The following is a 23368-nucleotide window of genomic DNA, read 5'->3' as shown; positions in this document are numbered from 1 at the left end:
GAACGAAGACCGGCACGACCGGCACTGACACCAGGGAGGTGGATATCCATGTCATCAGACACATCAAGCAGCTTCATGCCGACGCCATGGAAGCTCGAAGGCCTGAACGTCGCACGGCTCTCGGAGCAGGCGCGGCTCATCAAGCTGCAGCTGCCCGCGTCGGCGCCGCAGAACGCCGTCGTCGTCGAGCGCTTCACCGGCAGCGAAGGCGTCAACGAGCTCTTCGACTTCACCATCGACACCCTCGCCACCTCGAGCGAGTTCGACCCGTTCGCGCTGATCGGCGAAGAGCTGAGCCTGCGCCTGCTGTTGGCCAACGGCAGCTTTCGCACCTGGCACGGCTACCTCACGGCCGTCGATGCGCTGGGCGGTGACGGCGGTCTGGCGCGCTACCGGCTGCATCTGCAGCCCTGGCTCGCCGCGCTGGGCCTGCGCCGCGACAGCTTCGTGTACGCCGCCAAGCATGTGCAGGACATCGTCAGCGAAGTGTTCGCCGACCACACGACCGCCAGCTTCAGCTTCGAAGTCGCGCAGGAGATGCCCGTGCGGCCCACCTGCGTGCAGTACCGCGAGTCGGACCTGGCCTTCGTGCTGCGCCTGCTGGCGGAAGAAGGCCTGAGCTTTCGCTTCGAGCACGAGCAGCAACAGTCGACAGGCAGCGGGAGCGGCAACACCACGCCCTCGCACCACCGCCTGGTGATCTTCGACCGCGCGGCAACCCCGCCCGACTGCGCCCTTTCTCAGATTCGCTTCCACCGCGCAGACGCCACCGAAGCGACCGACGCCATCACCGCCTGGAGCAGCCGGCGCCAAGTCACCACCAACGCCGTCATGCGCAACGCCTGGGACGCCAGCGTGCTGCAGGCCCCCACCGGCGCAGTGCAGAGCGCGCTGGCCATGGGCGAGGTGCCCGTGCTGGAGCACTACGACGGCACCGGCGCGCAGCGCTACGCCGACAGCGCCACCGCCGCCCGCCGCGCCGAGCAGCAGCTGGTGGCCTTCGAATCGCGCATCAAGCGCCACGGCGCCGCAGGCAGCGTGCGACAGCTCGGTGCCGGCGAGCGCTTCACGCTGACGCAGCACGACCGCTACGACGGCTGCAGATTCCTCGCGCTGCGCGTGCGCCACGAAGCGGCCAACAACCTCGGCGCACAGGCGGCGCAGGTGCTCGAGGCTGGCGAGCTCGAGAAGGGCAGCTACCGCAACAGCTTCGAGGCGCAGCCGGCCGAGGCACAGGTCGTGCCGTTGTGGCGCCCCAAGCCCACGGCCCCCGAGGCCATGGTCGCGCTCGTGGTCGGCGGCGATGACGACGAGGCGCCGACCGCAGTCCACACGCAGCGCGACCATCGTGTGCAGGTGCGCTTCCATTGGCAGGCCCAGCGTGCAGGCCAGCAGCAATCGGCGAGCAGCGGACAAGGCAGCCTCGTCGCTGCCGGTCGCCACGCGAGCAATCGCCAGTCCGTCTGGCTGCGCGTGGCTGCACCCGTTGCGGGCCCGAACTGGGGCGCACACCACCTGCCGCGCGTGGGTTCCGAAGTGCTCGTGTCCTTCATCGAAGGCGACATCGACCGGCCGGTGGTCGCTCAGCAGCTCTACAACGGACAGGACCTGCCGCCCTGGTCGGCTGGCACCGATTCATCCGCCAACCATGCGGGCGTGCTCTCGGGCTGGCACAGCCGCGCGCTCGACGGCAGCGGCTACAACCAGTGGATCGCCGACGACGCACCCGGCCAGGTGCGCACCCGCCTGGCCAGCTCGCACGCGGCCAGCCAGCTCAATCTGGGCCACCTCAACGCCCAGTCGCCCGACGAGAGCAGCCGCGGCGCCTGGCGCGGCAGCGGCGCCGAGCTGCGCTCCGACGCCTGGGTCGCCACGCGCGCCGGCGAGGGTTTGTTGATCTCCACGCTGGCCCAGGAACGGGCAACGGGCAGCGTGCAGGACACCACCAGCGTGCGCGGCCAGCTCGCGGGCGCGCTGCGCGAGGCGCAGAAGCTGTCCGATGCGGCCGGCGGCGCGAAGGCGCTGGCGCTGAGCGCCACGGCGCTGCTGCAGCTACTGATCGACGACATCGATCCGCAGAAGAACGGGCACTATCTCGGCAGCGTCAACGGACAGGACGCGCGCGAGCCCAAGGGTGGAGAAGGCGCAGGCTCACGCGAAGGGCAAGACCCGGTGCCCGCCTTCGCCAGGCCGCTCATGGTGCTCGATGCGGCCATGAGCCTGAGCATGGCCACGCCCGCCAGCGCGACTGTGTACGCGGGCGAGGCCATCCACTGGACCGCGCAGGCGCAGGCCCATATCGCGGCGGGCAAGACCGTGAGCTTTGCGGCCGCCAAATCTGTGGGCCTTTACAGCCACGAAGGTGGCATCCAGGTCATCGCGCAAGACGGGCCGGTGAGCGTGCAGGCGCACACCGACGAACTCGAATGGCTGGCCAAGGAAGGCTTCACGGTCACCAGCAGCAATGACGAGATCCATGTGCTGGCGCAGCAGAAGATCACGCTCAAGGGCGGGCAGACGAGCATCGAGCTGAATGGGGTGAACATCACCTTGAAGATGCCGGGGCTGCTAGATGTGAAGGGGACGAGCAAGAGCTTTGTGGGGCCGGGGCGGGGTTCGGTGGAGTTGCCGCAACTACCGTCCGACGCGATGGACCTCAAGAACTGGATCGCACTCACTTATCACTATGCCGATCTGGACCCCGTCGCAGGCGCCAAGTACACCGCGACCTTTTCCGATGGTTCTGTTCGCAGCGGCAACTTGGACGCACAGGGGCATGCTCGAATGGAGAACGTGCCACCGGGTCCGGTCAAGGTGAAATACGAGGAGATGAAGACGATCGACCCCTCCGTGCATTTCAAAGACAAGGCACAAGCGGACGTCTCGGCATGGCGCAGCGCGCTCACGGCGGCGTTCGCGGATCAAGTTGAACAGGGAGTCAAAAAATGAGCGGCGACAGAGGTGAGTTGGTCAGTCTCGAAGACGCGCATGCGCACACCTACCTGAGCGACGCGTTCGATTGGGTGCGGGACCTGGCGGCCAAGGGCGCGCGCAGCGCTGCGGACACCGTGGACGACTGGACGATCGAACTCGACAAGCTGAACTTCAATGGCTCCGACGCATTGAAAAGCTACCTGCGCGAGCAAGGCAACTGGGTCTCCGACCTGTTCGCTGAAATACTCAGCCTTGTCGAACTGATCAATCCGCTGACCATCGGCAAGCAGATCGCCATCTGGATTCTGGAGGACTTCCGCGACGTGTTGCGCGCCTTGGCGTTGCTGGTCGACTCCAAGGACGACACGGCAGAGGAAACCAAGGGTGCCCTGGTGGAGCTGGGCATGGCCGCTGCCGCCTTGTGCATCCCCTACGTGGGACGGGCCGGCAAGGTGATCTACCGGATGCTGCCGAAGTTCGCCAACATGCGTTTTGCGGTTGCCGCGCTGGAGACGGGTGAAGGCGCGGCGATGCTGCGGTTCCTGGGTACCGGCGACACCCTGGGATACCTCAAGGGACTGAACTTTCCGTCCTACGCGGGCAAGATCAATTCGCTGCTGCGCCAGATATTCGACAAGATCGGGGCTGCGGTGGGGCGCTATCTGCCCAAGATGTCCAAGGTGATCAGCGAGTGGTACGCCAAGATCAGTGGTTGGGTGACGAGCGCTCTCAAGCAGGTCCAGATCTGGGTGGCTGCAGCCGTTGCCAAGCTCCAGCATGTGGTCTACAACGCCGCGACCAACATCACGAACCCCAAGGTGCTGGACAAGATTCCGGACAAATTGCTCGACTGGATGTACGCGCAGATCAACGGCAACTTGTGCGAGAGCTGCGTGGACAATTACTTCATCAACTTCATGGGCTACTCGCGTCTTTTCCCAGCGCCAAACACATCCAAGCGCGACACCAGCGCGTTCTTCGGCTCGGACCAGGGTATCGATGGCCTCTTCGAAAAAGAGCCCAGTGTGGTGACCGGTGGAACCTTGCTGCCACCGCACTACAACGGCATCCCCAACAGCCTGGGCTGGATATTGGACGAACTCGATGTGGAGATACCTGGGGAGCAGATTGCGAAGGCGGCCGTCAGCCGCAGCATCAAGCCCTTCGGCGATATCGATTCAGACTTCAACCCGGTGACGGGCAAGCCTGCCACGTTCCCGCGCTTTGTGGTGATGGAGGCCAAGTTCGGCTATCACGTCAAGTCGGGCAACAAGCTTCAGGACATTGAATGGAAGAACAAGCTGGGGACGACGACGACGGGGGTGAAGCAGATGAGTCGAACGTGGATCGATCAACGTCTGCGAACTACCGTTTTTCCGCCGGACCCGACCACTGGGAGAGTGCCGCAAAAGCTCAGCGATATCCAGAAAATTGGCTACCTTCGCTGGCTTTATGGATGCCAACCCGCCAATGCCAAAAACAGCAAGAAGGCGAGAGCGCGCGGCGGAAGGCGGATGCAGGGATTGGCATTTTTTCCGCCTTATGCATTGCGTGGGTACGACATCGACAAAATGAAATGGAACGTCTAGAAAATGGCTGACTTCTATTCGAATCGGCGCGAGCGCTTCTTAAACGAGGAGCCTTATCTACTCCTTGTGAACGCAACCCGAGAAAACGTCGCCGAGCTTGAGGGCTATCTAAAAAATGATCTGGCCTCCGCGGATGAGAATGCATGGTCCCGTTGGCATAGCTTCATGGCAGGCGCCAAGTTTTCGTTGCTCATTGGTCAGTACTCGGCCGGACGCCCCGTCACGGAGGTCGCAACGGCGTACCCTCCCATGCTCCGAACTATCGAAGCTCAGTGTCTTCCGAATTCGACCTATCAGACTGAACCGCTCTATCTCGAGGAACTCGACGGCTACCACTACGCCATGACCTTGCTGTCGTTGGCCAAGCTGCTGCGCCACGACGACCTCGTTCCACGCGTGGCCGCACTGTTCGATGTGGCCCGGTCCGAAAATAGAGGAAAGGATGCTTTGTACGAAACGCTGCTTGGAAAGCTCGGCTTGCCGACAGTTCCTGCGAAGGGCATGTTGCGTTTTCTCAAAGCCCATCCACTTCTGTTGAAGGCCATTGAGGCGCCCCCCCAAAAACGCCCTCTATTCATCGCGGAGTTCCTAAGGAAGTGGTACTCCGCAATGAAGGGAACCTACTGGCATGGCCTGCACGATAAGGTACCGCAGAGCTTCTTTGGCTACTGGGCCTTCGAGGCCGGGCTGGTGACCTACCTCTGGGATATCGACGACAGCAGCTACCGAGACCTGCCGTTCTATCCCAAGGACCTGGTTGACTATGCGCGCACGCATGGCGCGGTCGCATCGCCTGACACCAGCGCTTCCCTTTCAGCACAAGACGGCCCTCCGGTCTCCACACGAGGTGGAGAGCCTTGCCCACTGGCCGGCTGGTGGTTCACGCCAGCCAAGGCGGGCAGCCGACGCTACTTCAAGGCGGACGAGGTCATGCCCGTCATCGAGGGCAGCAGCTACGGCGCAACCTTCTGGCAATGGAGTGCGGATCAAACGGCGCCCAAGCTCTGAGACTCAAGTCAAATGCGCGGTTTGGACTGGTGAGCCATGAGTAGTTTCTCCTCGAAGCGTCGCGAAAAATTTCTGAATGAAGAGCCCAGTTCGGTCCGCCGGCTGGGTCTGCACGACGACATTGCCGATGCTCAGCTGCTGCTCGACACAAGTCTCGGAAAAGAGGGCTTTCGCGAAGATGGCTGGTTTGCTTGGAATTGGGCCATCGCCAGCGCCAAGAGACGTCTCTTGGTTCACTCCTATTCGGACGGCAGCCCGATGGAGCACCTCGCTGCGGACTTTCCCGGCGTGCTTGCTGCGCAAGAGCCATCAAGCCTCCCTCATCCATTGCACGAAACCGAGCCGTTCTCCCTCGAGGAACTCGACGGCTACTACTACGCCATGACGTTCCTGTCCTTGGCCAAGCTGCTGTGTCGTGACGACTTGGTTCCACGCGTTGTTGCCTTGTTCGATGTTGCCTATACCGACAACCGCGGCAAAGACGCGCTCTACGAGGCGCTTCTCGGAAAGCTGGGGCTACCGACGGTGCCTGCGAAGGGCATGCTGCGCTTTCTCAAAGCCCACCCACTGTTGTTGAAGGCCATTGAGGCCGAGCCGAGAAAGCGCCCCTTGTTCGTGGCTGAATTCCTCGAGAAGTGGTACTCGGCGATGAAGGGAACTGCGTGGCACGGGTTGCACGACAAGATCCCGCAAAGCTTCGATGGCTACTGGGCCTTCGAGGCCGGGCTGGTGACTTACCTCTGGGACATCGACGACAGCAGCTACCGAGACCTGCCGTTCTATCCCAAGGACCTCGTTGACTATGCGCGCACGCACGGCGCGGTCGCATCGCCTGACATGAACGCGACCCTTGCGGCACAAGACGGCCCTCCCGCCTCCACTCGAAGTGGAGAGGTTTGCCCGAAACAGGGTTGATGGTTCAACCTGTCCCATGTGGCTCTACCTGCATCACACCGCCTCCGACCTCATCGACCTGGACCCCACAACCGGCCGCTGGCGCCCAGTCGACGACGCCGAGAAACCCCCAGGCGCGTCGGTACTCGCCGACCTCCCCGTCAAAGGCGCCTACACGATCGAGAACGACAAGCGCTACTACAGCTACTGGACGTCCGACGAGAAGTTTGTCTTTCGCACCGACGACGGTGCCGTGTTCGAGATCTGCCAGAAGCGCGGCGACGGCTCCGTGGTGATGCTCTCGCCCGTCCTGCGCAGCGAGATCGCGCCTTCGCGGTACGGCGATGGGCGCTTGCGGCAGGGCTTCAGCCAGTTCCGGCTGATGAACGCCGCGACAGGCCAGGTCGTCTTCGAGCTGGACTACAACGCCGAGCGCTATCGGCGCCTGTACCAGGCCGACTTCACCGCCGCGGCGGCGGAACAGGATCTGTCCGACTGGGATTTCTTCATCGCCTTGCAAGGCGCCATCGAGATTTTCGAAGAGCGTGCCGCGTCCGGCCGCGTCGCTTTCTCCGTGCAGGACGATGGCTCGGCGCAGATCCAGGGGCACCGCATGCGCCGCGATGAACTGCTGTTTGCGGACACGGGCCAGACCTGCCCCCGCTCGGGCGTCTGGGCCTGCCTGACCGACCTGCGCGTGAGCGCGGCGGTCACGCAGGGTGAGCCGATGCCCTCGAACGGCGGGCGGCCGGTGCAATGGGTCTGGAGCCGCCCCGGCTGAGCGCAGCGCAGCCCGCGGCTTTTAACCCCGCCCCAGCCGGGTCACAGACCCTTGCGCATAATTGACGCAAGCTATGACTCTCACCGAACTCAAATACATCGTCGCAGTCGCCCGCGAGCGGCACTTCGGCAAGGCGGCCGAGGCCTGTTATGTGTCCCAGCCGACGCTTTCGGTGGCCATCAAGAAACTCGAGGACGAACTCGAGGTCAAGCTCTTCGAGCGCAGCGCCGGTGAAGTGACCGTGACGCCGCTCGGCGAGCAGATCGTCCAGCAGGCGCAGAGCGTGCTCGACCAGGCCGCCAGCATCAAGGAGATCGCCAAGCGCGGAAAAGACCCGCTGGCCGGCCCGCTGAACCTGGGCGTGATCTACACGATCGGCCCGTACCTGCTGCCCGACCTGGTGCGCCAGGTGATCGCACGCACGCCGCAGATGCCGCTGGTGCTGCAGGAGAACTTCACGGTCAAGCTGCTCGAGATGCTGCGCGCCGGCGAGATCGACTGCGCGATCATGGCCGAGCCCTTTCCCGACACGGGCCTGGCGATGGCGCCGCTGTACGACGAGCCCTTCATGGCGGCGCTGCCCGTGAAGCACAAGCTGGCCGACCGTGAGTCGATCACCTCGGAGGAGCTGCAGAGCGAGACGATGCTGCTGCTGGGCACGGGCCACTGCTTTCGCGACCACGTGCTCGAGGTGTGCCCCGAGTTCGCGCGCTTCTCGAGCAACGCCGAGGGCATCCGCAAGAGCTTCGAGGGCTCGTCGCTGGAAACCATCAAGCACATGGTGGCTTCGGGCATGGGCGTGACGCTGGTGCCGCGCTTGTCGGTGCCGGCCGAGGCGCTCAAGCCGAAGGTCAAGGGGCGCAAGGAGCCCGAGCAGATGGTGCGCTACCTGCCCGTGCGCGACGCGCAGGACCGCGACCCGCCGATGCGCCGCGTGGTGCTGGCCTGGCGTCGCACCTTCACTCGCTACGAGGCGATCGCGGCGCTGCGCAATGCGATCTACGCGTGCGAGCTACCGGGTGTCAAACGACTCTCCTAGCGATTCGGGGCCTTCGCCTACGCGCGGGCTGTTTGGGATCGCTGATCGCTGGGATAGAGTGAAGCTGTTGCGAAGCCGCCTGCCGGCTTTCAGAATTTCGGTGTTGTCACCCAACTTCAAGAAAGACCCCTCCGCCATGGCCAAACCCTCGAAGAAAACCAAGTCCCCGTCGCCCGCAGCTTCCGCCGGCAAGGTGCCCAAGAAGGGCGGCGCCGCCGTCGCGCAGGAGTCGGGCAGCCGCAATGCGCCGATCATCAACATCGGCATCGAACGCCAGGACCGCGCGGCCATCGCCGAAGGCCTGAGCCGCGTACTGGCCGACACCTACACGCTGTACCTCACGACGCACAACTTCCACTGGAACGTGACGGGGCCGCACTTCAACTCGCTGCATGCGATGTTCATGACGCAGTACACCGAGCTGTGGGGCTCGACGGACGTGCTCGCCGAGCGCATCCGCGCGCTGGGCCACTACGCGCCGGGCTCGTACGCCGAGTTCAGCAAGATCGCCACCGTGCCCGACGTGCCGCAAACCCCGCCCAAGGCGATGGAGATGGTGCGCATCCTCGTGAAGGGTCACGAAACGGTGTCGCGCATCGCGCGCGAGTTCATCCCGGTGGCCGAAGAGGCCGGCGACGACCCGACCGCCGACATGCTGACCGCGCGCTGCACGGTGCACGACCAGACGGCTTGGATGCTGCGCTCGCTGCTCGAGGACTGATGACGGCCTCCTGATCTCCCCGCACCTGATGTGTGTCGGGAGCCCCTCCAAGAGCGGCACAATGGCCGCTCTTTTTTCGTCTGCCCGTCCGCCGCATGCCTCTCGCCCGCCGTTTTGCGCTCTACCTCGATCTGATCCGCTGGAACCGGCCGGCCGGCTGGCTGTTGTTGCTGTGGCCCACGCTGGGCGCGCTCTGGTTCGCGGCCGACGGCTGGCCCGGCTGGCACCTGCTCGCGGTGTTCACGCTCGGCACCTTCCTGATGCGCAGCGCGGGCTGCTGCGTCAACGACGTGGCCGACCGCGACTTCGACCGCCACGTGAAGCGCACGGCCCAGCGGCCCGTGACGAGCGGTGCGATGTCGGTCAAGGAGGCGTTGGGGCTGGGCGCGGTGCTGGCGCTGCTGTCCTTCGGGCTGGTGCTCACCACCAACCGCACGACGGTGCTGTGGTCGTTCGCGGCCCTGGCGATCACGCTGATCTATCCGTTCGCCAAGCGCTTCGTGTCGATCCCGCAGGCGGTGCTGGGCATTGCCTTCAGTTTCGGCATCCCGATGGCCTTTGCCGCGGTGCAGTCGACGGTGCCGGCTTTTGCCTGGTGGCTGCTGGCGGGCAACCTGTTCTGGGTGCTGGCCTACGACACCGAGTACGCGATGGTGGACCGCGACGACGACCTGAAGATCGGCATGAAGACCTCGGCGATCACCTTCGGCCGCTTCGACGTGGCGGCGGTGATGGCGAGCTATGCGATCTTCCTGGCGGTCTGGATCTGGGCCGGTGCCAGCCGGTCGCTGGGGGTGCTCTTCTATCTGGGCATTGCCGCGGCGGTGGCGCAGGCGCTCTGGCACTGGCGCCTGATCCATGACCGCACGCGCGAAGGCTGCTTCAAGGCCTTCCGCGAAAACCACTGGCTGGGCTTCGCGGTGTTCGTCGGCATCGTGGCGGGCTACGCCCTCCGATAGCCCCCGCTGGGCGGGTCAGCCGCGCCCGAATTCCTCGCCCAGCTCGGCCGCGCGCTTCTGCGCCGCGCGGATGGCGGTCTTGAACTGGCCCTTCACATCGGAGGCTTCGAGCGCGCTCAGGGCCGCGTAGGTCGTGCCGCCCTTGGAGGTCACGCGTTCGCGCAGCACCGACGGCGGCTCGGTCGCGCTGTGCGCCAGCGCCGAGGCGCCGGTGAAGGTGCCGATGGCCAGCCGCTGGGCCTGGTCGGGCGTGAGGCCCATCTCGACGCCGGCCTCGGTCATCGCCTCGATGAAATAGAACACGTAGGCCGGGCCGGAGCCCGACATGGCGGTCACCGCGTCGAGCGCGGGTTCGGCGTCGACCCAGATCAGCTCGCCGGTCGGCGCCAGCAGCTGGCCGACGCGTGCGCGGTCCGCGCTTTCGACGCCGGGCCGCGCGAACAGGCCGGTCATGCCCTTGCCGACCAGGGCCGGCGTGTTGGGCATGGCGCGCACCACGCGCTCGGTACCGAGCCAGCGGGCGATGCTGTCGGACGGAATGCCCGCCGCCACGCTCAGGTGCAGGGCGTCGCCGGCAAAGGCGCGCACCGGGCGCGTGGCTTCCGCGAAGGTCTGGGGCTTGACCGCCCACACCACCACGGCGCAGCGCGCGAGGGCCTCGGTGGCCTCGGCCTTGGCGACGATGCCGTAGGACTGGGCCAGCTTGGTGCGGGCCTCCTCGAAAGGCTCGATCACTTCGAAGTTGTCGGCCGCGACGCCTTGCTGGATCAGGCCGCCGATGATGGCGCTGGCCATGTTGCCGCCGCCTATGAAGGCGATGGGGGGCAGGGGGCCCGGCGCGGTGCGGGGCAGGAAGGTCACGGCGATGGTCATGGTCGGTCGGTGTAGGCGAAGGCGGCGAACTGCGTCACTTGCAGCGGGTTGAAATTGTCGTCGCTCACGACCACCAGCAGGCGGCGGCCGTCGGGCAGCGGCGGGCCCCAGCACATGCCCTCGGTGTTGTCGAGGCGCGAGAGGCCGAGGGTGGCGAAGTCGGCCACGAGCGTCTTGGCGGCCGGGCGGTGGTTGCCGGGGGCGAGGGCGTCGATGGCGAGCACGTCGTCGGCGGTCCGGGTGTCTATTTCATACAGGCGCAGCGAATTGCCGGCGCCGGTGGCGTAGGCCCGCTCCAGCACCAGCATGCGGTGGGCGTCGAGCATGAGCACCTCGCTCACGCCGTTGTCGGCGTAGGTGCCCGGCACCAGCGGGCGCAGCGGGATGGCGTCGGGCACATAGGCGATCTGGCGCACGGCGCGGCCGGTCGCGAGGTCGACCTGGGTGAAGCGACAGGGGCCGCCGGGGGCGGTGGTGGTCGGGACGGGGCCGTCCTGGACCAGGGCGTTTTCCATTGCAAGCCAGGCCGACCGGTCGTCGGGCGTGAGGGCCAGGCCCTCGAGTGTCTGGTTGTCGCGCGGGCCGCGGCGCTGGGTCGGGTCGGGGGCGAACATCGCCGGCAGGGCGAATTCGCGCAGGAAGCGTCCGTCGCGCGCCGATTCATACATAGCGGGGCCGAAGCCGCGGGCCAGGTCGCCTTCGCTGGTCCAGAGCAGGGTGCCGGCCGAGGGGCGCAGGCGCAGGGCCTCGGGATCGGGAACGGGAACGGGAACGGGAACGGGCAGGCCGTCGACCGCGTGGCGCCGACCGGGCCAGGGGCCGCCGCCGGGGCGTTGCAGCTGGACAACGCCGGTGGGCTCGGGGGCTGCGTCGACCGGCTGGGGCCAACGTGCGGTGTAGCAGCGCACGGGGCTCAGATCTGACCGGTCATCGCTGAGAAGCAGGTACTCACCTTTGATGGGGTCGTAGTCGATGCCGGAGAGGCCGCCTGCCGTGGTGCTCTCTATAGAGCGTCGGTGCGTCCAGCGGGCTTCCCCCAGGCGCTGCAGCCGGCCGGTGTCCGGCGCCGGTGTTGCGCTGCGGCAACCCGCAAGCCCCAGCGATCCCAGGCCCAGCAGGCCCGCGCCGCCCGCCAGCAGGCGTCGGCGCAGCAGGGAAGGCGGCGAAACGAGGGGGTGGTTGGGGGCGCGCACGCCACAAAGTCTAGCGGCTGTCGAAGTTCGCGTGATGAGGCAGTTGACATCGCCCGGCATGGGTGCCACAATCGCGGGCTTCGCTTTCAAAAGGCGAAGCTTTCAGCCCAAAGCGGAAGCGTCTCGAGTGGTTCGAGGCGTGGACGACGGGCCCAAGACTGACCGCGGTGTCTCCCTCCTGGAGGCTCATCGGTACAAGTTGGGAATATCAAGAAATGATCCAAACTGAATCCCGGCTCGAAGTGGCCGACAACACGGGCGCGAAATCCGTCCTGTGTATCAAGGTGCTCGGTGGCTCCAAGCGGCGTTACGCCAGCGTGGGCGACGTCATCAAGGTCAGCATCAAGGAAGCCGCTCCGCGTGGTCGCGTCAAGAAGGGCGAGATCTACAGCGCAGTGGTGGTCCGCACCGCCAAGGGCATCCGTCGTGCTGACGGTTCGCTCGTCAAGTTCGACGGCAATGCCGCCGTGCTGCTCAACGCCAAGCTGGAGCCCATCGGCACCCGCATCTTCGGACCGGTCACGCGCGAACTGCGCACCGAGAAGTTCATGAAGATCGTGTCGCTGGCACCCGAAGTTCTCTAAGGACGCAACGCCATGAACAAGATTCGCAAAGGCGACCAGGTCATCGTGTTGGCCGGTCGTGACAAGGGTAAGCGCGGCGTCGTGTCGCTGCGCGCAGACGATTCGCATGTGATCGTCGACGGCATCAACCTCGTCAAGAAGCACACCAAGCCGAACCCCCTCAAGGGTACGACCGGTGGCATCGTCGAGAAGACCATGCCGATTCACCAATCCAACGTGGCGATCTTCAATGCCGCGACCGGCAAGGCCGATCGCGTGGGCATCAAGGTCACCCAAGGTGCCGACGGCAAGCGCGTGGCTGTTCGCGTCTTCAAGTCGAGCGGCGACGAAATCAAGTTCGCCTAAGAGGTACTCACATGGCACGTCTCCAACAACACTATCGCGAAAAGATCGCGAAAGACCTGACGGAAAAGTTCGGCTACAAGTCGCCGATGCAAGTTCCGCGTCTCACCAAGATCACCCTGAACATGGGTGTGGGTGAAGCAGTCGCCGACAAGAAGGTCCTCGACAACGCCGTCGCCGACCTGACCAAGATCGCTGGCCAGAAGCCCGTGGTTACCAAGTCGAAGAAGGCCATTGCCGGCTTCAAGATCCGCGAAAACCAGCCGATCGGCTGCATGGTCACGCTGCGTGGCGTGCACATGTACGAGTTCCTGGACCGTTTCGTCACCGTGGCCCTGCCCCGCGTGCGTGACTTCCGCGGTATCTCGGGTCGTGCATTCGACGGCCGTGGCAACTACAACATCGGCGTCAAAGAGCAGATCATTTTCCCTGAGATCGAGTACGACAAGGTCGACGCCCTGCGCGGTCTCAATATCAGCATCACGACGACGGCCAAGACCGACGAAGAAGCCAAGGCGCTTCTCGCTGGCTTCCGTTTCCCGTTCAAGAACTGAGGTGATCTGTGGCTAAAGCATCTTTGATCCAGCGCGAACTCAAGCGCGACAAGCTGGTTGCCAAGTTCGCTGCGAAGCACGCAGAACTGAAGGCAACTTCCAACGACGCGAAGAAGAGCGACGAAGAGCGCGCAGCGGCCCGCCTGGCCCTGCAGAAGCTCCCGCGCAACGCGAACCCCACGCGCCAGCGCAACCGTTGCGAAATCACCGGTCGCCCCCGTGGCACCTTCCGTCAATTCGGTCTGGCCCGCGCCAAGATCCGCGAACTGGCTTTCAACGGCGACATCCCCGGTGTCACCAAGGCCAGCTGGTAAGCCAGGCAGGAGCAAACAACATGAGCATGAGTGATCCCATTGCCGACCTGCTGACGCGTATCCGTAACGCGCAGATGGTGGCGAAGCCCACCGTGTCGGTCCCGTCTTCCAAGGTGAAGATCGCGATCGCACAAGTCCTGAAGGACGAGGGCTACATCGACGGCTTCCAGGTCAAGACCGAAGCCGGCAAGAGCGAACTTGAAATCTCGCTGAAGTACTACGCTGGCCGTCCGGTCATCGAGCGCATTGAGCGCGTGAGCCGCCCCGGCCTGCGCGTCTACAAGGCCAGCACTTCCATTCCGCAAGTCCAGAACGGCCTCGGCGTTGCGATCGTTACGACCCCCAAGGGCGTGATGACCGACCGCAAGGCGCGCGCCACCGGTGTCGGCGGCGAAGTTCTGTGCTACGTCGCCTAACCGAGACATCGAGGAGTTACTGAAATGTCCCGAGTAGGAAAAATGCCGGTCGCCATCCCCGCAGGCGTGGATGTGTCGATCAAGGAAGACCAGATCAGCGTCAAGGGCACGGGCGGCACGCTCAGCCTGGCTCGCAACGCGCTGGTGAATGTCGTCAACAAGGACGGCAAGCTGAGCTTCGAGCCCGCCAACGATTCGCGTGAAGCGAATGCGATGAGCGGCACGATTCGCCAGCTGGTGAACAACATGGTGGTTGGCGTGACCAAGGGCTTCGAAAAGAAGCTGAACCTGGTCGGCGTCGGCTACAAGGCTGCAGCGTCCGGCGCCAAGCTGAACCTGCAAGTCGGTTACTCGCACCCGGTCAACATCGACATGCCGCAAGGCATCACGGTGACCACCGCGACCCCGACCGAAGTGGTGATCAAGGGCGCTGACCGTCAACGCGTCGGCCAGATCGCCGCTGAGATCCGCGCTGTTCGTCCGCCAGAGCCCTACAAGGGCAAGGGCATCCGCTATGCGGACGAGAAGATCGTGATCAAAGAGACCAAGAAGAAGTAAGGGGCAGCAAAATGATGTTGACCAAAAAAGCACAGCGTCTTCGCCGCTCGCGCCAGACCCGCATCCGCATTGCGACGCAGGGCGTGGCTCGCCTCACGGTGAACCGCACCAACCTGCACATCTATGCCACCGTCATCTCCGACGACGGCACCAAGGTGATCGCAACCGCATCGACCGCCGAAGCCGAAGTGCGCGCAGCACTCGGCGCCTCGGGCAAGGGTGGCAATGCCGCCGCTGCCACCGCCATCGGCAAGCGCATCGCTGAAAAGGCGAAGGCTGCCGGCGTCGAGAAGGTCGCTTTCGATCGTGCAGGTTTCGCCTACCACGGCCGCGTCAAGGCGCTGGCCGAGGCAGCCCGCGAAGCCGGTCTGCAGTTCTAATCGGACACGAGATTCAAAATGGCAAAGATTCAAGCAAGAACGCAGAACGAAGGTCCTGAGGACGGTCTGCGCGAGAAGATGATCGCGATCAACCGCGTCACCAAGGTGGTGAAGGGTGGTCGTATCCTCGGTTTCGCAGCACTGACCGTGGTCGGTGACGGCGATGGCCGCGTCGGCATGGGCAAGGGCAAGTCGAAGGAAGTGCCTGCTGCCGTGCAGAAGGCAATGGAAGAAGCCCGCCGCAACCTGTTCAAGGCTCCGATCAAGAACGGTACGCTGCACCACCAGGTGCAAGGTCACCACGGTGCTGCCACCGTCGTGATGTACCCGGCTCCCAAGGGTACCGGCATCATCGCCGGCGGCCCGATGCGCGCCGTGTTCGAAGTCATGGGCATCACCGACATCGTGGCCAAGAGCCATGGTTCGTCGAACCCCTACAACATGGTTCGCGCCACGCTCGACGGGTTGAAGAACTCGACGACGGCCGGCCAAGTGGCTGCCAAGCGCGGTCTCACCGTCGAAGAAATCTTCGCCTGAGCGCAAGCTCTCGCAAGGCTGAAGGAAGCATTCAAATGACGCAACAACAAACCCTCAAGGTGCAGCTGGTGAAGAGCCCGATCGGCACCAAGGAATCGCATCGCGCGACCGTGCGTGGCCTCGGCCTGCGCAAGCTCAACAGCGTGAGCGAGCTGCAAGACACGCCCGCAGTGCGCGGCATGATCAACAAGATCAGTTATCTGGTCAAAGTTCTGTAAGAGAGACTGATATGGAACTCAATGGCATCAAGCCGGCAGCTGGCGCCAAGCACGCCAAGCGTCGCGTTGGCCGCGGTATCGGCTCCGGCATCGGCAAGACCGCAGGTCGCGGTCACAAGGGCCAGAAGTCGCGCGCAGGCGGTTTCCACAAGGTCGGCTTCGAAGGCGGTCAAATGCCGCTGCAGCGTCGCCTGCCCAAGCGCGGCTTCAAGTCGCACCTGCTGAAGTACAACGCCGAAGTCACGCTGACTGCTCTCGAGCAGCTCGGCCTGGCCGAAGTCGATGTCCTGGCGCTGAAGCAAGCCGGCCTCGTGGGCCAGCTCGCCAAGGTCGTCAAGATCATCAAGACCGGCGAACTCACCAAGGCCGTCAAGCTGACGGGCGTGGGTGCGACCGCTGGTGCCAAGGCTGCGATCGAAGCAGCCGGCGGCAGCCTCGCCTGATCACCTTCGGACTGAAAGAAGTTCTTCGTGGCAACTAACGCGGCAACGATCGCAAAAACAGGCAAGTTCGGCGACCTCCGTCGTCGGCTCGTCTTTTTGCTGCTCGCGCTCGTGGTCTACCGGATTGGCGCGCACATTCCTGTGCCGGGTATCAACCCGGACCAGCTGGCAGCGTTATTCCAGGGCCAGCAGGGCGGCATTCTGAGCCTGTTCAACATGTTCTCGGGCGGGGCGCTGTCGCGTTTCACCGTGTTCGCGTTGGGGATCATGCCGTACATCTCGGCGTCGATCATCATGCAGCTGATGACCTACGTGCTTCCGACCTTCGAGCAATTGAAGAAGGAAGGCGAGGCCGGTCGCCGCAAGATCACGCAGTACACGCGCTATGGCGCGCTCGGCCTGGCTCTGTTCCAGTCGTTCAGCATCGCAGTGGCCCTCGAATCGTCGGCCGGTCTGGTGATCGCCCCCGGTTTCGGCTTCCGCCTGACCGCCATGGTGAGCCTGACGGCAGGTTCGATGTTCCTGATGTGGCTCGGCGAGCAGATCACCGAACGCGGCCTGGGCAACGGCATCTCGATCCTGATCTTTGCAGGTATCGCGGCCGGTCTGCCCGGTGCGATCGGCGGCCTGGCTTCGCTGGTGACGACCGGTGCGATGAACCCCATCGTTGCGCTCTTCATCATCGCTGTCGTGGTGCTGGTCACCTACTTCGTGGTGTTCGTGGAACGTGGTCAGCGCAAGATCCTCGTGAACTATGCGCGGCGCCAGGTTGGCAACAAGGTCTACGGCGGTCAGTCGTCGCACCTGCCCCTGAAGCTGAACATGGCCGGTGTGATTCCTCCGATCTTCGCGTCGTCGATCATTCTGCTGCCGGCAACGGTGGTGGGCTGGTTCAGCGCTGGTGACGGTGGCTTCCGCTGGATCAAGGACATCGCCAGCGCACTGCGTCCGGGCGAGCCGATCTACGTGCTGCTGTACGCCGCTGCGATCGTTTTCTTCTGCTTCTTCTACACGGCACTCGTGTTCAACAGCAAGGAAACGGCCGACAACCTGAAGAAGAGTGGTGCGTTCATTCCTGGCATTCGCCCGGGTGACCAGACCGCTCGCTATATCGACAAGATTCTGGTTCGCCTGACGTTGGCTGGCGCGGTGTACATCACCTTCGTCTGCCTGCTGCCCGAGTTCCTGATCCTGAAGTACAACGTGCCGTTCTACTTCGGTGGTACCTCCCTGCTGATCATCGTGGTCGTCACGATGGACTTCATGGCCCAGGTGCAAAACTACATGATGTCCCAGCAGTACGAATCGCTGCTGAAGAAGGCGAACTTCAAGACATCGTAGGGCTGTGAGTTTCAGTATTGAGTCCGGGCGGTAGACCGCCACGTTAAACAGTTTTAGGAGAATGAAATGAGAGTTTCGGCTTCGGTCAAAACCATCTGCCGTAATTGCAAGGTCATCCGCCGTAAAGGTGTGGTGCGTGTGATTTGCACCGACCCGCGCCACAAGCAGCGCCAGGGTTGATTGAAGAGTATTAGAGGACGCACATGGCACGTATTGCTGGCATCAACATCCCGCCGCACAAGCACGCTGAAATCGGCCTGACCGCCATTTTCGGTATCGGTCGCACCCGCGCCCGTCAAATCTGCGAAGCGAGCGGCATCGAATATTCGAAGAAGATCAAGGATCTGACCGACGCCGATCTCGAAAAGATCCGCGACCAGATCGCTCTGTTCACGATCGAAGGCGATCTGCGTCGCGAGACGACGATGAACATCAAGCGTTTGATGGACATCGGCTGCTATCGCGGCTTCCGTCACCGTCGCGGCCTGCCGATGCGCGGCCAGCGCACGCGCACCAACGCCCGCACCCGCAAGGGTCCGCGCAAGGCTGCGCAGTCCCTGAAGAAATAAGGATAGACAAGCATGGCTAAAGCACCTGCAAACAACGCCGCACAGCGCGTTCGCAAGAAGGTTCGCAAGAACGTTGCGGACGGTATCGCCCACGTGCATGCCTCGTTCAACAACACCATCATCACGATCACCGATCGCCAGGGCAACGCCCTGTCGTGGGCTTCGTCGGGTGGCCAGGGCTTCAAGGGCTCGCGCAAGTCGACCCCGTTCGCTGCGCAGGTCGCTTCCGAAGTGGCCGGCCGTGCTGCTGTCGAACAAGGTATCAAGAACCTCGACGTCGAGATCAAGGGCCCCGGTCCTGGTCGCGAGTCGTCGGTGCGCGCACTGGCTGCGCTCGGCATCCGGATCAATTCCATTGCCGACGTGACGCCCGTTCCGCACAACGGCTGCCGTCCCCAGAAGCGTCGCCGCATCTGATCGTCAGTCCGCAAGGCGCAGCCAGCTTTCGAGCGGCTGCGCATTTGTTTTTTCACTAAGCCCACCGCCATCGGCACATCCGCCGACGGCTCCCGCAGGCAACTGCGGCAGATGACACCAAGGAAATACCGTGGCACGTTACCTCGGCCCCAAGGCCAAACTTTCCCGCCGTGAAGGCACCGACCTGTTCCTGAAGAGCGCCCGCCGTTCGATCCAGGACAAGGCCAAGTTCGACTCCAAGCCCGGCCAGCACGGCCGCACCTCGGGTCAGCGCACCTCCGACTACGGTCTGCAGCTGCGTGAGAAGCAGAAGGTCAAGCGCATGTACGGCGTGCTCGAGAAGCAGTTCCGCCGCTACTTCGAAGAAGCCGATCGTCGCCGTGGCAACACCGGCGCCAACCTGCTGTTCATCCTCGAGTCGCGCCTGGACAACGTGGTCTACCGCATGGGCTTCGGCTCGACGCGCGCCGAAGCACGCCAACTCGTGTCGCACAAGGCGATCACCGTGAACGGCCAGTCGGTCAACATCCCGTCGTACCTGGTCAAGACCGGTGACGTGATCGCCGTGCGCGAAAAGTCGAAGAAGCAGAACCGCATTGTCGAAGCGCTGCAACTCGCCCAGCAAGTCGGCATGCCGGCTTGGGTCGATGTGAACGCCGACAAGGCCGAAGGCACCTTCAAGAAGGTCCCGGATCGCGACGAATTCGCAGCCGACATCAACGAATCGCTGATCGTCGAACTGTACTCGCGTTGATTTTCTCTACCCGCCTGCGCGTCTTTGCGCCGGCGGGAGATTGATATTGTTGTTCACGTTCCTGCTCCGCACTCTGTTGCGGATCAGGCGCTTCACCAGCCTTACCGGTGTAACGAGCCGGGGGTATTGAGAGGAAGTCTGCATGCAAACCACCCTGCTGAAACCCAAGACCATCCAGGTCGAGCAACTTGCCGCCAACAAGGCCAAGGTCACGCTCGAACCTTTCGAGCGCGGCTACGGCCACACGCTCGGCAACGCGCTGCGTCGCGTTCTGCTGTCGTCCATGGTCGGCTACTCGGCCACCGAAGTCACGATCGCTGGCGTTCTGCATGAGTACTCGTCGATCGACGGCGTGCAGGAAGATGTCGTCAACATCCTGCTGAATCTCAAGGGCGTGGTGTTCAAGCTCCACAACCGCGACGAAGTCACGCTGAGCCTGCGCAAGGACGGCGAAGGCCCGGTCCTCGCATCGGATATCCAGACCCCGCACGACGTCGAGATCATCAACCCCGACCACGTGATCGCGCACCTGTCGCAAGGCGGCAAGCTGGACATGCAGATCAAGGTCGAAAAGGGTCGCGGCTACGTGCCTGGCACGATGCGCCGCTACGCGGACGAGCCGACCAAGTCGATCGGCCGCATCGTCCTCGACGCATCGTTCTCGCCCGTCAAGCGCGTGAGCTACACCGTCGAAAGCGCCCGTGTCGAACAGCGTACCGACCTGGACAAGCTGCTGGTCGAGATCGAGACCAACGGTGCGATCAGCGCCGAAGATGCCGTTCGCGCATCGGCTAAAATCCTGGTCGAGCAGCTCGCCGTGTTCGCGCAGCTCGAAGGCGGCGAACTCGCTGCATTCGATGCACCCGCACCGCGCAGCGCCCAGCAATTCGATCCGATCCTGCTGCGCCCTGTCGACGAACTCGAACTGACGGTGCGTTCGGCCAACTGCCTGAAGGCCGAAAACATCTACTACATCGGTGACCTGATCCAGCGCACCGAGAACGAGCTGCTCAAGACCCCGAACCTGGGTCGCAAGTCGCTCAACGAAATCAAGGAAGTGCTCGCCTCGCGCGGTCTCACCCTTGGCATGAAGCTCGAAAGCTGGCCGCCGGCTGGTCTCGACAAGCGTTGATTTGAATTTTTGAGAAATCGGCCCCCTGAAAAGGGCCAGTGCACCGGACAGTACCTGACACGGCTGTCTGTTTTTATAAAGTAAAGGAAAGCACCATGCGTCACGGACACGGACTCCGCAAACTCAACCGCACCAGCTCGCACCGCCTCGCGATGCTGCAGAACATGATGAACTCGCTCATCGAGCACGAAGTCATCAAGACCACGGTCCCTAAGGCCAAGGAACTGCGCCGCGTCATCGAGCCGATGATCACCCTGGCCAAGAAGCCCACGCTCGCCAACAAGCGCCTGGCCTTCGACCGCCTGCGCAGCCGCGACAGCGTCGTCAAGCTCTTCGGCGAACTCGGCCCGCGTTTCGCAGCGCGTCCGGGCGGCTACACCCGCATCCTGAAGATGGGTTTCCGCGTGGGCGACAACGCGCCGATGGCGCTCGTCGAACTGGTCGACCGTGCTGAAATTAAAGATGCTGGCGCCGAGCAAAACGCCGCTGAATAAGCTATAATTTATACTTGCCGCGCGATGGAGCAGCCTGGTAGCTCGTTGGGCTCATAACCCAAAGGTCGCAAGTTCAAATCTTGCTCGCGCAACCAATTTAAAAGGCCCTTTGAGAAATCAAAGGGCCTTTTTCTTTGGCCGAATTCTTTTGGAAATTTCTGGTCGAAATTCGGCACAAAAAAGCCCTCGCGAAGAGGGCTTTTCTGTTTCTGGACCCGCCCCGCAAAGAGGCCGGTTTCGAGAACGTGCGCCGCAGCGGCGCCTGAAGACTGCGCTGACGCGCAGCCCAAGCGCAGGATCAGTCCGGAATGACCGCCGTCACCTCGATCTCCACCTTCGCGCGGTGCTCCACCAGCGCCGCCACCTGCACGCAGGTCATGGCCGGGAAGTTGCGGCCCAGCGCGTCGCGGTAGACCGGGCCGAGCTCGGACAGGCGCCGGCTGTACTCGTCGCGGTCCGTCACGTACCAGGTCATGCGCACCATGTGCTCGGGGCCGGCACCGGCTTCGCGCAGCACCTCAGCAATGTTGCGCAGCGCCTGGCCGCACTGGTCGATGAAGTCGTCGGATTCGAACTGCTGCTGGGCATTCCAGCCGATCTGGCCGCCGACGAACACCTGGGTGCCGCGCGCCGCGATGCCGTTTGCATAGCCCTTCGGGGGCAGCCAGCCCGGGGGCTGAATGAGTTTGTTCGTCATGATGGTGTGTTGCTGTTGAGTTGTCTCAATTTGAAGCGCTGGAGTTTGCCGGTTTCGGTGCGCGGCAGCGCCGTCACGAACTCGATCTCCCGCGGGTACTTGAAGGGGGCGATGGTGGCTTTCACGTGGTCCTGGAGGGCCTTCGCCATCGCCGCGTCGCCGGTGTTGCCGGGCTTGAGCACGCAGAAGGCCTTCACGATCATGCCCCGGTCAGTGTCGGGCTTGCCGATCACGCCGCACTCGGCCACGGCCGGGTGCTTGAGCAGCGCATCCTCCACCTCCGGGCCGCCGACGTTGTAGCCGGCCGTGATGATCATGTCGTCCGCACGCGCCTGATAGAAGAAGTAGCCGTCGTCATCCTGCACGAAGGAGTCACCGGGGTAGTTCCAGCCGTTCTTCACGTAGTCGGCCTGGCGCGGATCGTCGAGGTAGCGGCAGCCGACCGGGCCTTGCAGCGCCAGCTTGCCGACCGTGCCGCGCGGCACTTCGTTGCCCTGGTCGTCGACCACCTTGGCCGTGAAACCCGGCACCGCCTTGCCGACGGCGCCGCGGCGCACCTCGTCGCCGGCGGCCGAGATGTAGATGTGGAATACCTCGGTGCCGCCGATGCCGTCGAGCATCTCGATGCCGGTGGTCTCCTTCCAGAGCTGGCGCGTGGCGTCGGGAAGCGCCTCGCCTGCGCTCACGCAGATGCGCAGGCTCGGCGCCCCGTGCTGTCGGACGAAGGGCGCCATCTGGCGATAGAAGGTGGGCGCGGTGTAGCAGATGGTCGCGCCGACCTCGTTGATGAGCTTCACGAGCGCTTCGGGCGAGAAGGCGCCCTCGGGAAAGTACACCGAAGCCCCGGCCCACATCGGGAAGATCAGCAAGCCGCCGAGCCCGAAGGTGAAGGCCAGCGGCGGCGTGCCGACCACGATGTCGTCGCTGCGCGCGCGCAGCACGTGGCGCGGCCAGGTCTGGCACATGGCGACCACGTCGCGGTGCGTGGTGACGGGCGCCTTGGGCTTGCCCGTGGTGCCCGAGGTGAAGGCGAGCAGCGCGATGTCGTCGGCCGCCGTGGGGCAGGCGGTGAACACGCCGCTCTTGCTTGCCGCGCGGCCCGACAGCGAATCGGGCGCGTCCGGCTGGTTGAAGGCAACCACCGTCGCGAGCACCGGGTGCGCCTGCTGCGCGGCCACCAGCTCCTCGAGCAGGCGGCCTTCGCACAGCGCGGCCACGGGCTGTGATTTCTCGATGATCTCGCCGAGCTCCTTGGCGCGCAGCAGCGGCATGGTCGCCACTGCGATCAGCCCGGCCTTGACCACGGCCAGCCACGACAGCGCCATCCACACCGAGTTGCCGCCGCGCAGCAGCACGCGGTTGCCGGGCACGAGCCCGAGATCCTCGACCAGCACCTGGGCAATGCGGTTCACCTCGATGCCCACCTGGGCGTAGGTGAGCACGCCGGCGGGCGAACGCAGCATCGCCCGGTCGCCGAAGCCCTTGGCGACCGCCTTGTCCAGCAGCTCCTCGACCAGGTTCAGCTGGTCGGGGAACTGCAGTTCGGGCAGGTCGTAGCGAAAGACCGGCAGCTGCGCGGCAGGCGGCAGGCGGTCATGAACGAAGCGATCGACTTGGGCAGACACGG

At 64.0% G+C, this 23368-nt stretch carries 29 protein-coding genes and 1 tRNA gene; 26 read left to right on the top strand and 4 right to left on the bottom strand.

All coding sequences use genetic code 11. From position 1 onward, the window contains the following. The first annotated feature begins 75 nt into the window (after positions 1-75). From AC3WQR_RS09650 to ubiA, 8 genes are all read left to right on the top strand, one after another. Positions 76-2949 (top strand): type VI secretion system Vgr family protein, encoded by a 2874-nt coding sequence (locus tag AC3WQR_RS09650; protein ID WP_492741852.1) that lies wholly within the window; start codon positions 76-78, stop codon positions 2947-2949. Beyond that, positions 2946-4523, top strand: coding sequence for a hypothetical protein (locus AC3WQR_RS09645; protein ID WP_062474792.1), 1578 nt, complete (start codon positions 2946-2948; stop codon positions 4521-4523). The genes AC3WQR_RS09650 and AC3WQR_RS09645 overlap by 4 nt, the downstream gene beginning before the upstream one ends. A 3-nt stretch (positions 4524-4526) precedes the next feature. Continuing rightward, on the top strand, positions 4527-5531 hold the full coding sequence (locus AC3WQR_RS09640) for a PoNe immunity protein domain-containing protein (protein WP_492686895.1): 1005 nt from the start codon (positions 4527-4529) through the stop codon (positions 5529-5531). Between the two features lie 36 nt (positions 5532-5567). Then, positions 5568-6446: a PoNe immunity protein domain-containing protein gene (locus tag AC3WQR_RS09635; RefSeq protein WP_492741851.1), complete on the top strand. Its 879-nt coding sequence runs from the start codon at positions 5568-5570 to the stop codon at positions 6444-6446. 16 nt (positions 6447-6462) lie between these two features. Further along, a complete protein-coding gene (locus AC3WQR_RS09630; RefSeq protein WP_492741850.1) occupies positions 6463-7206 on the top strand; it encodes a hypothetical protein in 744 nt (247 codons plus the stop codon). 73 nt (positions 7207-7279) lie between these two features. Further along, complete coding sequence (locus AC3WQR_RS09625; protein ID WP_062474802.1) at positions 7280-8245, top strand: LysR substrate-binding domain-containing protein; 966 nt, start codon at positions 7280-7282, stop codon at positions 8243-8245. 136 nt (positions 8246-8381) lie between these two features. Beyond that, on the top strand, positions 8382-8966 hold the full coding sequence (locus tag AC3WQR_RS09620; RefSeq protein WP_492741849.1) for a Dps family protein: 585 nt from the start codon (positions 8382-8384) through the stop codon (positions 8964-8966). Positions 8967-9061: 95 nt separating this feature from the next. Further along, the gene (gene ubiA, locus AC3WQR_RS09615) at positions 9062-9925 is read left to right on the top strand and encodes a 4-hydroxybenzoate octaprenyltransferase (RefSeq protein ID WP_307582048.1); all 864 of its coding nucleotides are present in this window, start codon (positions 9062-9064) and stop codon (positions 9923-9925) included. Positions 9926-9940: 15 nt separating this feature from the next. On the opposite strand, the gene proC is transcribed toward ubiA, so the two are convergent. Together proC and AC3WQR_RS09605 are read right to left on the bottom strand one after the other, a co-directional pair. Next, positions 9941-10798: a pyrroline-5-carboxylate reductase gene (proC, locus tag AC3WQR_RS09610; protein WP_492741848.1), complete on the bottom strand. Its 858-nt coding sequence runs from the start codon at positions 10796-10798 to the stop codon at positions 9941-9943. Beyond that, a complete protein-coding gene (locus AC3WQR_RS09605) occupies positions 10795-11991 on the bottom strand; it encodes an esterase-like activity of phytase family protein (protein ID WP_492741847.1) in 1197 nt (398 codons plus the stop codon). The genes proC and AC3WQR_RS09605 overlap by 4 nt, the downstream gene beginning before the upstream one ends. 215 nt (positions 11992-12206) lie before the next feature. Here AC3WQR_RS09605 and rplN point away from each other — a divergent pair, with 215 nt between their 5' ends. From rplN to AC3WQR_RS09515, 18 genes are all read left to right on the top strand, one after another. Next, complete coding sequence (gene rplN, locus AC3WQR_RS09600; protein WP_009124801.1) at positions 12207-12575, top strand: 50S ribosomal protein L14; 369 nt, start codon at positions 12207-12209, stop codon at positions 12573-12575. A 12-nt stretch (positions 12576-12587) separates the two neighbouring features. Next, positions 12588-12920 carry a 50S ribosomal protein L24 gene (gene rplX / locus AC3WQR_RS09595; RefSeq protein ID WP_062474813.1) on the top strand — a complete coding sequence of 111 codons (333 nt, stop codon included), beginning with the start codon at positions 12588-12590 and terminating at the stop codon, positions 12918-12920. An 11-nt stretch (positions 12921-12931) separates the two neighbouring features. Then, a complete protein-coding gene (rplE, locus tag AC3WQR_RS09590; RefSeq protein ID WP_056576993.1) occupies positions 12932-13471 on the top strand; it encodes a 50S ribosomal protein L5 in 540 nt (179 codons plus the stop codon). A gap of 8 nt (positions 13472-13479) precedes the next feature. After that, the gene (rpsN, locus tag AC3WQR_RS09585) at positions 13480-13785 is read left to right on the top strand and encodes a 30S ribosomal protein S14 (RefSeq protein ID WP_056576989.1); all 306 of its coding nucleotides are present in this window, start codon (positions 13480-13482) and stop codon (positions 13783-13785) included. 20 nt (positions 13786-13805) lie between these two features. Further along, the gene (gene rpsH / locus AC3WQR_RS09580) at positions 13806-14201 is read left to right on the top strand and encodes a 30S ribosomal protein S8 (protein WP_062474816.1); all 396 of its coding nucleotides are present in this window, start codon (positions 13806-13808) and stop codon (positions 14199-14201) included. Positions 14202-14225: 24 nt separating this feature from the next. Continuing rightward, positions 14226-14759 (top strand): 50S ribosomal protein L6, encoded by a 534-nt coding sequence (gene rplF / locus AC3WQR_RS09575; RefSeq protein ID WP_062474819.1) that lies wholly within the window; start codon positions 14226-14228, stop codon positions 14757-14759. A gap of 14 nt (positions 14760-14773) precedes the next feature. Beyond that, complete coding sequence (gene rplR / locus AC3WQR_RS09570) at positions 14774-15139, top strand: 50S ribosomal protein L18 (protein ID WP_056577252.1); 366 nt, start codon at positions 14774-14776, stop codon at positions 15137-15139. A gap of 18 nt (positions 15140-15157) precedes the next feature. Continuing rightward, positions 15158-15676, top strand: coding sequence for a 30S ribosomal protein S5 (rpsE, locus tag AC3WQR_RS09565; protein ID WP_056576983.1), 519 nt, complete (start codon positions 15158-15160; stop codon positions 15674-15676). A 35-nt stretch (positions 15677-15711) separates the two neighbouring features. After that, on the top strand, positions 15712-15894 hold the full coding sequence (gene rpmD / locus AC3WQR_RS09560; protein WP_019653974.1) for a 50S ribosomal protein L30: 183 nt from the start codon (positions 15712-15714) through the stop codon (positions 15892-15894). Positions 15895-15905: 11 nt separating this feature from the next. Next, positions 15906-16337: a 50S ribosomal protein L15 gene (rplO, locus tag AC3WQR_RS09555; RefSeq protein WP_056576982.1), complete on the top strand. Its 432-nt coding sequence runs from the start codon at positions 15906-15908 to the stop codon at positions 16335-16337. Between the two features lie 27 nt (positions 16338-16364). Further along, positions 16365-17678 carry a preprotein translocase subunit SecY gene (gene secY, locus AC3WQR_RS09550; protein WP_056576979.1) on the top strand — a complete coding sequence of 438 codons (1314 nt, stop codon included), beginning with the start codon at positions 16365-16367 and terminating at the stop codon, positions 17676-17678. A 66-nt stretch (positions 17679-17744) separates the two neighbouring features. Further along, entirely contained in the window at positions 17745-17858 is a 114-nt protein-coding gene (gene rpmJ, locus AC3WQR_RS09545; RefSeq protein ID WP_013544106.1) for a 50S ribosomal protein L36, read from the top strand. Positions 17859-17881: 23 nt separating this feature from the next. Continuing rightward, positions 17882-18247 (top strand): 30S ribosomal protein S13, encoded by a 366-nt coding sequence (gene rpsM, locus AC3WQR_RS09540; RefSeq protein ID WP_013544105.1) that lies wholly within the window; start codon positions 17882-17884, stop codon positions 18245-18247. Positions 18248-18259: 12 nt separating this feature from the next. Then, entirely contained in the window at positions 18260-18664 is a 405-nt protein-coding gene (gene rpsK, locus AC3WQR_RS09535) for a 30S ribosomal protein S11 (RefSeq protein WP_009124825.1), read from the top strand. A 130-nt stretch (positions 18665-18794) separates the two neighbouring features. Continuing rightward, on the top strand, positions 18795-19418 hold the full coding sequence (gene rpsD, locus AC3WQR_RS09530) for a 30S ribosomal protein S4 (protein WP_056576976.1): 624 nt from the start codon (positions 18795-18797) through the stop codon (positions 19416-19418). A 142-nt stretch (positions 19419-19560) separates the two neighbouring features. Further along, a complete protein-coding gene (locus AC3WQR_RS09525) occupies positions 19561-20550 on the top strand; it encodes a DNA-directed RNA polymerase subunit alpha (protein ID WP_056576973.1) in 990 nt (329 codons plus the stop codon). A 95-nt stretch (positions 20551-20645) separates the two neighbouring features. Further along, positions 20646-21044, top strand: coding sequence for a 50S ribosomal protein L17 (gene rplQ, locus AC3WQR_RS09520; RefSeq protein ID WP_056576970.1), 399 nt, complete (start codon positions 20646-20648; stop codon positions 21042-21044). Positions 21045-21062: 18 nt separating this feature from the next. Beyond that, positions 21063-21139 (top strand) — tRNA-Met (locus AC3WQR_RS09515). Positions 21140-21342: 203 nt separating this feature from the next. Here AC3WQR_RS09515 and AC3WQR_RS09510 read toward each other — a convergent pair. Then, entirely contained in the window at positions 21343-21741 is a 399-nt protein-coding gene (locus AC3WQR_RS09510; protein WP_056576966.1) for a RidA family protein, read from the bottom strand. Then, positions 21738-23366: an AMP-binding protein gene (locus AC3WQR_RS09505; protein WP_492741846.1), complete on the bottom strand. Its 1629-nt coding sequence runs from the start codon at positions 23364-23366 to the stop codon at positions 21738-21740. Before AC3WQR_RS09505 ends, AC3WQR_RS09510 begins: the two co-directional genes overlap by 4 nt. Positions 23367-23368 lie beyond the last annotated feature (2 nt).

It is taken from the genome of Variovorax sp. FW305-3-2-15-B-LB1 (assembly GCF_058787635.1).
The sequence above is the reverse complement of the archived record's forward strand: the minus strand, read 5'-3'. Positions and strand labels throughout refer to the sequence as shown.

Bases quoted from the DNA above. Each gene is read 5' to 3' on its own strand.
- AC3WQR_RS09650 (WP_492741852.1), top strand. From the start codon at position 76: ATGCCGACGCCATGGAAGCTCGAAGGCCTGAACGTCGCACGGCTCTCG.
- AC3WQR_RS09645 (WP_062474792.1), top strand. From the start codon at position 2,946: ATGAGCGGCGACAGAGGTGAGTTGGTCAGTCTCGAAGACGCGCATGCG.
- AC3WQR_RS09640 (WP_492686895.1), top strand. From the start codon at position 4,527: ATGGCTGACTTCTATTCGAATCGGCGCGAGCGCTTCTTAAACGAGGAG.
- AC3WQR_RS09635 (WP_492741851.1), top strand. From the start codon at position 5,568: ATGAGTAGTTTCTCCTCGAAGCGTCGCGAAAAATTTCTGAATGAAGAG.
- AC3WQR_RS09630 (WP_492741850.1), top strand. From the start codon at position 6,463: ATGTGGCTCTACCTGCATCACACCGCCTCCGACCTCATCGACCTGGAC.
- AC3WQR_RS09625 (WP_062474802.1), top strand. From the start codon at position 7,280: ATGACTCTCACCGAACTCAAATACATCGTCGCAGTCGCCCGCGAGCGG.
- AC3WQR_RS09620 (WP_492741849.1), top strand. From the start codon at position 8,382: ATGGCCAAACCCTCGAAGAAAACCAAGTCCCCGTCGCCCGCAGCTTCC.
- ubiA (WP_307582048.1), top strand. From the start codon at position 9,062: ATGCCTCTCGCCCGCCGTTTTGCGCTCTACCTCGATCTGATCCGCTGG.
- proC (WP_492741848.1), bottom strand. From the start codon at position 10,798: ATGACCATCGCCGTGACCTTCCTGCCCCGCACCGCGCCGGGCCCCCTG.
- rplN (WP_009124801.1), top strand. From the start codon at position 12,207: ATGATCCAAACTGAATCCCGGCTCGAAGTGGCCGACAACACGGGCGCG.
- rplX (WP_062474813.1), top strand. From the start codon at position 12,588: ATGAACAAGATTCGCAAAGGCGACCAGGTCATCGTGTTGGCCGGTCGT.
- rplE (WP_056576993.1), top strand. From the start codon at position 12,932: ATGGCACGTCTCCAACAACACTATCGCGAAAAGATCGCGAAAGACCTG.
- rpsH (WP_062474816.1), top strand. From the start codon at position 13,806: ATGAGCATGAGTGATCCCATTGCCGACCTGCTGACGCGTATCCGTAAC.
- rplF (WP_062474819.1), top strand. From the start codon at position 14,226: ATGTCCCGAGTAGGAAAAATGCCGGTCGCCATCCCCGCAGGCGTGGAT.
- rplR (WP_056577252.1), top strand. From the start codon at position 14,774: ATGTTGACCAAAAAAGCACAGCGTCTTCGCCGCTCGCGCCAGACCCGC.
- rpsE (WP_056576983.1), top strand. From the start codon at position 15,158: ATGGCAAAGATTCAAGCAAGAACGCAGAACGAAGGTCCTGAGGACGGT.
- rpmD (WP_019653974.1), top strand. From the start codon at position 15,712: ATGACGCAACAACAAACCCTCAAGGTGCAGCTGGTGAAGAGCCCGATC.
- rplO (WP_056576982.1), top strand. From the start codon at position 15,906: ATGGAACTCAATGGCATCAAGCCGGCAGCTGGCGCCAAGCACGCCAAG.
- rpmJ (WP_013544106.1), top strand. From the start codon at position 17,745: ATGAGAGTTTCGGCTTCGGTCAAAACCATCTGCCGTAATTGCAAGGTC.
- rpsM (WP_013544105.1), top strand. From the start codon at position 17,882: ATGGCACGTATTGCTGGCATCAACATCCCGCCGCACAAGCACGCTGAA.
- rpsK (WP_009124825.1), top strand. From the start codon at position 18,260: ATGGCTAAAGCACCTGCAAACAACGCCGCACAGCGCGTTCGCAAGAAG.
- AC3WQR_RS09525 (WP_056576973.1), top strand. From the start codon at position 19,561: ATGCAAACCACCCTGCTGAAACCCAAGACCATCCAGGTCGAGCAACTT.
- rplQ (WP_056576970.1), top strand. From the start codon at position 20,646: ATGCGTCACGGACACGGACTCCGCAAACTCAACCGCACCAGCTCGCAC.
- AC3WQR_RS09510 (WP_056576966.1), bottom strand. From the start codon at position 21,741: ATGACGAACAAACTCATTCAGCCCCCGGGCTGGCTGCCCCCGAAGGGC.